The organism is Corallococcus sp. AB045, assembly GCF_003668895.1.
GTDB lineage: Bacteria > Myxococcota > Myxococcia > Myxococcales > Myxococcaceae > Corallococcus > Corallococcus coralloides.
Genome location: NZ_RAWN01000094.1, coordinates 26,216 through 33,997, shown reverse-complemented (window position 1 = coordinate 33,997; position 7,782 = coordinate 26,216). Strand labels below are relative to the sequence as shown.

Sequence of the window (7,782 nt, the reverse complement as noted above, 5' to 3'; positions counted from 1 at the left end):
ACCTGGGACATCGCGTCACTCCCGAGGGCCGTTCCGACCCACCAGGATGCCCGCTGCTGCCCGGACAGCACCCGGAGCGAAATCTTCGCATGCCATGCGAGCGTGGTCGGGACTTTCGGTGGAAGGCGAGTATGCTGGGGCTTCCCCAAACCCGGCCCCGCCTCCCCGCCCGTGGCAGAACCCAGTCCCCAGCAATTCGGCAAGTACGTCCTGATCTCCAAGCTTGCCGCGGGGGGCATGGCGGTCACCTACCGCGCGCGTATGACGGGCGCGATGGGCGTCACCAAGCCCTGCGTCATCAAGCAGATCCTCCCGCACTTCGTGGACGACCACGACTTCGTGGAGATGTTCATCAGCGAGGCGCGCCTCGTGGCGGGCCTGACGCACGGGAACATCGCGCAGATCTTCGACTTCGGTGAGGTGGACGGGCAGTACTTCATCGCCATGGAGCTGGTGCACGGCCAGCCCCTGTCGAAGGTGCTGCGGCGCGCGTCGCGCGCGGGCGTCGGGTTCCTCCCGCAGCCCCTGGCGCTGCACATCGCCAGCAAGCTGTGCGAGGGCCTGGACTACGCGCACCGCCACGTGGGCGAGGACGGCCAGCTGCTGGGCCTGGTCCACCGCGACGTGTCCCCGGACAACGTCCTCATCTCCTACGAGGGCGAGGTCAAGGTCATCGACTTCGGCATCGCCAAGGCCACGAGCGCCGTGGAGGCCAGGACGTCTCCGGGCACGCTCAAGGGCAAGTACCCGTACTTCTCCCCGGAGCAGGCGCAGGGCCGGCAGGACCTGGACGCGCGCACGGACGTGTACGCGGCGGGCGTCGTCCTCTACGAGATGCTCTGCGGCCGGCGCCCCTTCGAGGGCGAGTTCGTCACCGTGCTGCCCCGCATCATCACCGGCGACTGCCTGCCCCCGTCCGCCGTCAACCCGGGCATCGGCGAGGACCTGGAGACCATCGTCGCGCACGCCATGGCGGTGGACCGCGAGGCCCGCTACCAGACGGCGAAGGACCTGAGCGAGTCCGCGGTGGAGCTGCTCTACCGGGACACGCCGCGCTTCACGCCCACGATGCTGAGCCAGCTCATGACGTACCTCTTCGCGGAGGAGCTGGCCGCCGAGGGACGCAAGGTGGAGCTGCCGCCCGGCTTCAAGGAGCAGCTGGCCGCGTGGCAGTCGCCGTCGTCGGAGCCGTCCCAGGGCCGCGCGCGGATGCCGTCCAGCAACGGCCGGGCTTCCAGCCCCGGCGTGGCCCGCCCGTCCAGCCCGGGCGTGGCGCGGCCCTCCAGCCCCGGCGTGCGCGCGTCCGGCAGCACCCCCGGCCTGCGCCCCTCGACGGAGGGCACCCCGCGCCGCTCGGCCACCCAGGCCACCGCCGTGCGCAGGAGCAGCACCGGCGTGCGCCGCGTGACGACGCCAGGGGGCACCCGCGAGAACACCAGCACCGGCCGCCGCCCCCTGCCTCCCGAGCTTCAGCCCGAGCCGGACACCGACGGGGGCACGGAGCCCACGGCGATGCCGCGGGCGCTGCCCACGCTGGCCGCGCCGCATGACACGCCGGTGGAGACGGCCATCGCGACGGAGCCGCGGGAGTCGCCCGAAGCGTCCGAGCCGGACGAGAAGGAGGCCCCCCGCGCCCGCACCACCGCGGACGACGCGCGCGAGAAGCTGGCCGCCGAGGCCGCCGAGCGCGAGGGCAAGCGCACGAAGCAGGTGCGCCAGCTGAGCATGGCCGTGTTCGGCATCACCGGCGTGCTGCTCGTCATCGGCCTGCTCATCCACTTCCTGTCCCCGTCCGAGGAGGGCGAGGTCTCCAACGAGCCCGTCGTCCTGTGGATCACCTCCAAGCCGGAGGGGGCCTCCGTCGTCGTCAACGGCCGGCCGGTGGGGAACACGCCCAGCCGCATCATCGGCGCGGATCAACGGACGTCCCACACCATCGTCGTCACCAAGCCGGGCTACCGCGCCTGGACGCGGCGCTTCACGCCCAACCAGCAGGAGGTCCACCTCAAGGCGGAGCTGGAGGTGGCGCCCGGCACCACCCAGATGGCGTCGGAGATTCCCACCTCCACCACGCTCGACGCGGGCGCCCCGGCCCCTGACGCGGGCACGGGCGCTGTCGCCGCCGCCGTTGTCCCTGGCGGCGACGCGGGCACCGCCCTGGATGTGGACGGAGGCCTGGCCTCCACGGACGCGGGGACCGGGTCCGTCGACTCCGCCGGGGCCACCGGCGCCGACGCCGACCCGCTGGCCAACGACAAGGACCGCGAGATGCGGCGCATGGACTACCCCACGCGCCTGCTGGTGCTGCGCCCCAGGTACAACGCGCTGCCGCTGCCGGAGTACCCCACGGCCACCATCGACGTGTCGCCCGGCGCCGCCTACTCCGTGTGGACCGAGGGCAGCGCGGCGTTCGCGGAAGGCGACGGCACCGCGTCCGGCACGCTCGTCTACTACGCGGAAGGCGACCTGCCGGCGGACAACACCGTGGGTTTCGTGAGCAGCGCGCCACGCACCATCAAGGGCGCGAAGAAGCTCCACTTCTTCGCTCTGGACGACACCGGCCCCGAAGACAACCGCGGCTCCATCCGCGTGCACCTGCGGCAGTCCGCGTACATCCCGCCCCGCTCCGTGCTGTTCGAGCCGGAGAAGAACGCCCTGAACGTGAAGCCCCAGCACCAGATGCTGCTGCGCGGACTCAACCCCAAGTCCACCTATGCCTTCACCGTGCGCGACGACTTCGCGGAGGTCCGCTCCGGCCCCAATGGCCGCGTGCACACGGTGCTGTGCGTGGAGAAGGGCCCCAAGGCCGAGTCCGTGCGAAGCACGCACCGCCTCTTCGAGACGGGCAAGCGCTACCAGGTGTCCGGCGTACAGGACCTGAGCTGCCTCTTCCCCGACCTGCAGCTGGGGGACAACCAGGGCGCGCTCGACTTCGACATCGTCGACGTGACGAACATGTCCCGCAAGGAACGCGCGGAGGCGCTGCGCGGCGCCAAGCGCTCCGAGCGCTAGCGGGCGGACACCCGGGCCCCCGCCCGGGAGCACGTCCAGCAGACGGGCGTTGGCTCCACTCCCAGTGCCACCCTGACGCGCTGCTCCCGCGCGCAAGGGCAGTGCCTACCCTCACGGACATCCACTTCTTCTCTTCTGGAGTCCGTCCATGATGCCTGTCCTGTCCTCCACCGGTCTGGTGCTGCACAACCTGGGGCTCGCCGTGGGGTTCGGCGGTTCGCTCTTCGGCAAGGTGGCGCTCAACCCCGCCGTGAAGGTGATTGGTTCCCAGGCGGAGCGCGGGCAGGTGGTGAACGCCGCGTGGAACGGCTTCAACATCGTCAACGCCGCGTCCGTGGGCCTGGCGGCCATCACCTGGCTGGTGGGCCGCTCGCACCTGACGGGCCGGGAGATCGACCGCACCACGCGCGGGCTGGTCATCGCGAAGGACGTGCTGCTGGGCGCCACCGTGGCGCTGGGCGCGGCCAACATCTTCGGCGGGGCGTACCTGGCGAAGCAGGCCCCCGAGGGCGCCGTCCCCGTGGAGTCGGGCCTCACGCCCACCGTGGGCACGCCGGAGAAGGCCGCGAAGACGATGCGGGCGCTGGACGCGGGCGGCATCGCGAACCTCGCCGCCATGGCGGGCGTCATCGGCATCACCGCCATCCTCAACATGCGCGCGGGGGCGTCCTCGCGCTGGTCACTGGTCGCCAGGTTCCTTCCGTAAGGGCTCACGGGGGCCGCCGTGCGTCACTTCCGCGGCCCGGCTCGAAAAGGATGGGAAGGGCACGTGGGCGCGGAGCCGGAAAACGGCACCGGGCCCACGGGTCTTTCTCCCATGGGCCCGGCGTGGTGATTCAGGCACCGCGGACAGCGAACCTCAGATGTCCAGGTTCTGCACGTCCAGCGCGTTGCGCTCGATGAACTCGCGGCGCGGCTCCACCGCTTCACCCATGAGCAGGGAGAAGATCTCGTCGCTCTCCACCATGTCCTCCACCCGCACCTGGAGCAGCGTGCGGCGGGTGGGGTCCATGGTCGTCTCCCAGAGCTGCTCCGGGTTCATCTCGCCCAGACCCTTGTAGCGCTGCAGGCCCAGGCCCTTCTGCGCGTCCTTGCGGACCGCGGCCAGCACCTCCTGCACGGAGAACGCCGACACCTCGCCCGCGTCCACCTGGACGAGGTAGGGCGTCTTGCCCAGCGAGTCGAACGCTTCGCGCAGGGCGACGAGCTCCAGGTACTCCGGCGAGGACAGGTAGGCCTGGTCGAAGACGGACTCGCGCATGGAGCCGTTCACGTCCGTCGTCACCACCAGCCGTTTTGCCTCCTGGTGCTCCGCGTCCTGCTCCAGCCGCGTGGACAGCCGGCCCATCACGTCCGGCATGCGCCGCTGGCAGTACTCGCGCATGGTGACGATCTCCGCCTCCACCGCCGCCCCGTCCGCGAGCGTCTCCGAGCGCAGGCGGGTGGCCTGCACCAGCGCGTCCACGATGCGCGCGTCGCGGCGCTTGGCCTGCTTCTCCAGCCGCTCCTCGTAGGTGATGACCTTCTCCAGCAGCGCCTTGAAGTCGCTGCCGCCCAGCTCACCGGCCGGCGTCTTCACCCGGCAGTGCTCCGCGGCGATGCGCAGCAGGTACTCGTTGAGGGCGCGCTCGTCCTTGACGTAGCTGTCCTTCTTGTTGCGCGTGACTTTGTAGAGCGGCGGCTGCGCGATGTAGACGTAGCCCCGGTCGATGAGCTCGCGCATCTGCCGGTAGAAGAACGTGAGCAGCAGCGTGCGGATGTGGCTGCCGTCCACGTCTGCGTCCGTCATCAGGATGATGCGGTGGTAGCGCGCCTTCTCCGGGTCGTAGTCCTCCGCCCCGATGCCCGTGCCCAGCGCGGTGATGAGCGTGACGATTTCGGCGCTGGTCAGCATCTTCTCGAAGCGCGCCTTCTCCACGTTCAAAATCTTGCCGCGCAGCGGGAGGATGGCTTGGTTGCGCCGGTCCCGGCCCTGCTTCGCGGAGCCACCTGCGGAGTCACCCTCCACGATGTACAGCTCGCTCTCGTGCGGGTCGCGGCTCTGACAGTCCGCGAGCTTTCCGGGCAGACCGCCGCCGTCCAGCACGCCCTTGCGGCGCACCGTCTCACGGGCCTTGCGCGCGGCGAGGCGGGCGCGGCACGCGTCGCCAATCTTCACCACGACCTTCTTGGCGAGCGGCGGGTTCTCCTCCAGGAAGGAGGCGAGCTGATCATTCACCATCTGCTCGACCAGGCCCTTCACCTCGCTGTTGCCCAGCTTCGTCTTCGTCTGGCCCTCGAACTGGGGGTTGGAGAGCTTCACGGAGATGACCGCGGAGAGGCCTTCACGCGCGTCTTCACCCGTGGGCGTCTCCTTCAGGTCCTTCCAGAGACTGCCCTTCTCCGCGTAGCTGTTGAGCGTGCGCGTGAGCGCGGCCTTGAAGCCGGACAGGTGGCTGCCACCCTCGTGGGTGTTGATGTTGTTGGCGAAGGTGAAGATGCGCTCGTCGTAGCCATCGTTCCACTGCATGGCGATTTCCAGCGACACGCCCTCGCGCTCCGACTTGATGTAGACGGGCTTGTCGTGCAGCGCTTCCTTCGCCTTGTTGAGGTACTCCACGAAGGAGGAGATGCCGCCGTCGAACTTGAAGTCGTGCTCCTTCTGGGTGCGCTCGTCGCGGATGGTGATGTGCAGGCCCGCGTTGAGGAACGCGAGCTCACGCAGGCGCTGGCTGAGCGTCTCGAAGTTGAAGTCCACCGTCTCCATCACCATGGAGTCCGGCTTGAAGTGGATGGTCGTGCCGACCTTGTCCGTGGTGCCCACTTCCTGGGGCGAACCGTTGGACACGCCGCGCGCGTAGGACTGCTCGTAGACCTTGCCGGCGCGCTGGACGCGGACCTTGAACCACTCCGACAGGAAGTTCACGCAGGTGACGCCCACGCCGTGCAGGCCGCCGGACACCTTGTACGCGCCGTTGCCGAACTTGCTGCCGGCGTGCAGCTCCGTGAGCACCACTTCCAGCGTGTCCTTGCCCTTGAACTTGGGGTCGGGGTGCGGGCCCACGGGAATGCCGCGGCCGTTGTCCTGGACGCTGAGCGAGCCGTCCACGTGGATGACCACGTCGATGTCCGTGCAGTGCCCGGCCAGGGCCTCGTCCACCGAGTTGTCGACGACCTCGTAGACGAGCTTGTGGAGCCCGTAGGTCATCGTGTCGCCGATGTACATGCCGGGGCGCTTGCGGACGGCCTCCAGCCCTTCGAGCTTGGTGATGGCGTCCGTCCCATAATCGGCGGGCGGCGCGGCCGGCGCGACACCGGTAGCGGGGGTCTTTTCCATGTGAAGCGTGTCCTTGGGAAAGGCTGCCGTTGCGACAGGGCTCAAGCCCGTTGTGCCTACCACCACCGGGCATCCCGGACAAGCTCCGGGAGCCCACGCAAGGCTGCGGAAAGATTCATGAATCAGGCGTCGAAACGCGAGGGCGGGAGGCGGTCCTCCAGCGCCGCGAGCAACTCTTCATAAACAGCCTTGCGGGCGAAAAGATGTCGCGTGACGAGCACCCTTCCCTCCTCCTTGAGGAACAGGCCCAGCACGCTCCCTTTGCGGCCGACCCGGCGCACGGAATCAATCTGTCCCCAGTGCAACTCCAGCGGCTGTCCGCTGAAGGGCCGGGCCACCCGCACGCCCGCGGCGTCCAGGGTGATGCCCCATTGCGCGCGAGGGCGCAGGCGGTGGACGGAGACGAGGAAGGTCAGCATCAGGCCCGCGCTGATGCCGGCCCGCGCCATGGCGACCAGCCCCCCGCCGCCCCGGTAGTCCGCCAGGGCCCAGGCGGTGAGGACCGCCAGGAGGCACGCGCCCAGGATGAGGGAGATTCGGGTGGGACGTGGATCGAACGAGAAGAAGCGCGGGGTCATGGTGGCGGGCCCAGAAGGGATGGAAACCTAACCCCCTGGCGCACGGTGTGCGCGTCCTTTCCTCTGGGGCTGTTCTTTGGCCGTCGTCCCCGCGCATAGGCTGCCGGCACGCATGACGGATGCCGAACTCACCCTGCGCCTGCACACCAACATCATCGCCTTCAAACGCCTGCAAGCCGAGCGCGGCCCGCTGCGCCACCTGCGCCTCCCCGGAGTGGACGCGTTCGCGCTGCCCAACTACCAGGACGCGCACTTCCAGCAGGTCCTCTTCACGGACGCGGACGCGCTGGCGGCCGCGCTGCCGGCCGTCACGGACTTCTACCGGGGGCATGGGCTGTCACGCTGGCGCGTCACCCTGACGCCGGGGCAGCGAGACGCTGCGCGGGTGCTGGGCGCCGCGGGCTACCGGCCGGACTTCACCGTGGTGGCCATGGGGGCCTGGCTGAAGGAGCTGCCGGACGCGGCGCCCGGGGTGCCGGTGGAGCCCGTGGACGACATGGACGACCTGGTGGAGATCAACGTCCAGACCTACGGCGCGGAGTGGCGGGATATCCTCTCCATGTGGCAGCTGCCGCCCCGTCTGCCGGTGCACACCGTGGTGGCGCGCGAGCACGGCCGGGCGCTGTCCTGCGGGCTGGCGGTGGATGTGGCGGACACGGCGGGCGTGTACCTGGTGGCCACCCACCCGGAGGCCCGGGGGCTGGGGCTCGCGTCGGCGGTGATGCGCGGAATCATCTCCGAGGCCCGCAAGCGCGGGTGCACCGCGACGGTGCTCCAGTCCACCCCGGCGGGCCTCCGCGTGTACCGGCACCTGGGCTACCGCGACCTGGGCCCCTGGGAGCACTGGGTGCCCCAAGGGCCCTGAAGGCGCGCTGA

At 69.9% G+C, this 7,782-nt stretch carries 5 protein-coding genes; 3 read left to right on the top strand and 2 right to left on the bottom strand.

Annotated elements, in window-relative coordinates; translation table 11 throughout:
* Positions 1 to 171: 171 nt before the first annotated feature.
* Both D7Y21_RS22215 and D7Y21_RS22210 read left to right on the top strand, forming a co-directional pair.
* Positions 172 to 3,012, top strand: a complete 2,841-nt coding sequence (locus tag D7Y21_RS22215; protein WP_121715541.1) for a serine/threonine-protein kinase — start codon at positions 172 to 174, stop codon at positions 3,010 to 3,012.
* Positions 3,013 to 3,160: 148 nt separating this feature from the next.
* Positions 3,161 to 3,718 (top strand): hypothetical protein, encoded by a 558-nt coding sequence (locus D7Y21_RS22210; protein ID WP_120565367.1) that lies wholly within the window; start codon positions 3,161 to 3,163, stop codon positions 3,716 to 3,718.
* 153 nt (positions 3,719 to 3,871) lie between these two features.
* Here D7Y21_RS22210 and gyrB read toward each other — a convergent pair whose 3' ends face one another.
* Both gyrB and D7Y21_RS22200 read right to left on the bottom strand, forming a co-directional pair.
* Positions 3,872 to 6,328, bottom strand: a complete 2,457-nt coding sequence (gene gyrB / locus D7Y21_RS22205; RefSeq protein ID WP_120565368.1) for a DNA topoisomerase (ATP-hydrolyzing) subunit B — start codon at positions 6,326 to 6,328, stop codon at positions 3,872 to 3,874.
* A gap of 122 nt (positions 6,329 to 6,450) precedes the next feature.
* Positions 6,451 to 6,906 carry a hypothetical protein gene (locus D7Y21_RS22200; protein WP_121715540.1) on the bottom strand — a complete coding sequence of 152 codons (456 nt, stop codon included), beginning with the start codon at positions 6,904 to 6,906 and terminating at the stop codon, positions 6,451 to 6,453.
* A 112-nt stretch (positions 6,907 to 7,018) separates the two neighbouring features.
* Here D7Y21_RS22200 and D7Y21_RS22195 point away from each other — a divergent pair, with 112 nt between their 5' ends.
* Positions 7,019 to 7,771 carry a GNAT family N-acetyltransferase gene (locus D7Y21_RS22195; RefSeq protein ID WP_121715538.1) on the top strand — a complete coding sequence of 251 codons (753 nt, stop codon included), beginning with the start codon at positions 7,019 to 7,021 and terminating at the stop codon, positions 7,769 to 7,771.
* Positions 7,772 to 7,782 lie beyond the last annotated feature (11 nt).

What these genes read in the sequence shown, in the direction of transcription:
- D7Y21_RS22210 (WP_120565367.1), top strand. Translation starts at nt 3,161, where the DNA reads ATGATGCCTGTCCTGTCCTCCACCGGTCTGGTGCTGCACAACCTGGGG.
- D7Y21_RS22200 (WP_121715540.1), bottom strand. Translation starts at nt 6,906, where the DNA reads ATGACCCCGCGCTTCTTCTCGTTCGATCCACGTCCCACCCGAATCTCC.
- gyrB (WP_120565368.1), bottom strand. Translation starts at nt 6,328, where the DNA reads ATGGAAAAGACCCCCGCTACCGGTGTCGCGCCGGCCGCGCCGCCCGCC.
- D7Y21_RS22195 (WP_121715538.1), top strand. Translation starts at nt 7,019, where the DNA reads ATGACGGATGCCGAACTCACCCTGCGCCTGCACACCAACATCATCGCC.